This window comes from Ligilactobacillus murinus DSM 20452 = NBRC 14221, from assembly GCF_001591685.1.
GTDB classification, from domain to species: domain Bacteria; phylum Bacillota; class Bacilli; order Lactobacillales; family Lactobacillaceae; genus Ligilactobacillus; species Ligilactobacillus murinus.
In genome coordinates, this window is record NZ_BCVJ01000102.1 from 1 (window position 1) to 1,933 (window position 1,933).

The 1,933-nt window shown below is 38.9% G+C and carries 2 protein-coding genes; one reads left to right on the forward strand and one right to left on the reverse strand.

Annotated features, from left to right (window positions below):
• Positions 1-175 precede the first annotated feature (175 nt).
• A complete protein-coding gene (locus tag LMU01S_RS09910) occupies positions 176-1,426 on the reverse strand; it encodes an RNA-guided endonuclease InsQ/TnpB family protein (protein WP_004050805.1) in 1,251 nt (416 codons plus the stop codon).
• Positions 1,427-1,499: 73 nt separating this feature from the next.
• On the opposite strand from LMU01S_RS09910, the gene tnpA reads away from it, so the two are divergent.
• Positions 1,500-1,933: IS200/IS605 family transposase (gene tnpA / locus LMU01S_RS09915; protein WP_061773582.1), on the forward strand; the 434-nt coding region annotated here is incomplete at its 3' end.

Here is a 1,933-nt window from a genome sequence, read left to right on the forward strand (position 1 = left end):
GTCAACCACCACTGACTAAAGTCAGTGGCTTGTGAGCCGAAAATCCTTACAGATTTCGAACCACAATTTGCGTAGATAGGGACAACTTATTTGACCAACCGAAATTGTAATCAAACAGCGGTCGTCTAATTACCAACGCCTTTTATGTCCCCAGGTTGCCATAGGGACAGATAAGCTAAGCTAGTTTAGCTATTCCCTTATCAAGAATATTTTTAGCTGCGTTCCAGTCACGAATATGGTGAATACCACAGTTAGGACAAGTCCATTTTCGGTCATCTAACGTTAGTTTGTCCGTCCCATTAGTGCCCATCACAAAGCCACAATCGCAACATGTTTGGGTAGTGTTTCTTGGATTGATTGTGATAAATTGACGCCCATAAAGCTTTGCTTTATAAGCCAACATGCCAAGAAATGTTCGCCAACCAACGTCAGAAATACTAAGTGCTAAAGCATGATTTTTAAGCATATTCTTGCTACGCAACTCTTCGGCTACTACTAAATCGTGGTTCTTGATTAATGCAGTAGAGATTTGTTGGAGAAAATTATGTCTTTGGTTCATTACTTTGGCATGAAGTTTGGCAACTAGCAAGCGTTGCTTTTGGTAATTTTTACTATCGCGTAAAGAACGATGTTCTTTTTTTGCACGTTGTTGCCGTCTAGATAAAATGCGCTGTTCTTTGGCTAATTTACCTTTAATAGTGCGATAATATCGTGGATTAGGAACTATGTTACCTCCACTGTCGGTTAAGAAGTTATCAGTATTAAGATCAATTCCAACATGCCCATGAGTAGCTTTGGCCACTTTAACAAAAGATTCATCTGAAGCTAACTGCATTGATAAGAAGAAGCGATCCGCTGAATCTTTAGTCAACGTCACAGTACCAATTCTAGTCTCGCATATTCTTTTCAAAAGCCGTGCTTGCGAACCGGCAACACGTAACAGTCCGATTTTAGGGACTTTGACATGGCTATTATCTAGAAAACAGACTGTACCGTTAGTTAGCAACGCAGTCTTTTGCCCTGGGTATTGACAATTGGTTTGATAACGCCAGCGATAATTCTTTCGATGAAACTTAGGAACACCAGCGGTGTGAACCTTCCGAAAAGCATTCCAAGCTTTCCGATAGTTCTGAATGGCATTAGCTTTCGTCAAACTATCAATTCGTTTATCTTCTAAGAATTGATAGTGATTAGACATTTGCTTAGCGTTTTGGCGCATAGTTAGTTGCTTAATACGATCCCGAACTATGTCAATCGGTAGCTTAACTCTGCGAAGCTGCATCAGTTCCTTATTGATCGCAACCATTTCGTTATAGATAAAGCGACTAGCGTCACTGTTGATTTTAATCAACTGCTTTTGTTGGTCACTAGGATAGCAGCGCATTTTTAGGCCATAATGATATTTCATTTTTGCCATTGATTTCATTTGATTTCACCTCCCTTATTGATATAATAACATTATATCATGATGTCAATGTATTAACAAAGGAGACCATATTATGACTAAAGAAAAAATCAAAGAGGCCATTTATACTCGTCGTTATATCTATAATTTCCATTACCATTTGATCTGGGTAACTAAATATCGCAATCAGACTTTTACAACCGAGGCCTTATCTAACGAAATGAAAGCTATCTTGCAGCAAGTTGCAGATAACAATGACATCGTAATCGAAAAGATGGAAGTCATGCCGGATCACATTCATATGCTGATCAGTTTTCCGCCAAGCAAAGCGCCGGCTAGTGCCATTAAGGCGCTCAAAGGACGTAGTGCCTATATTTTTTTACAAAATCATCCAGAAATACGACGTAGCCAATATTGGGGCGGTCATCTTTGGTCGCCAAGTTACTATATGAGTACATTGGGCAATATGAGCAAAGAAGTTGTAGAGAAATATATCAATGACCAAAAATATACAGAAACAAACAAAAA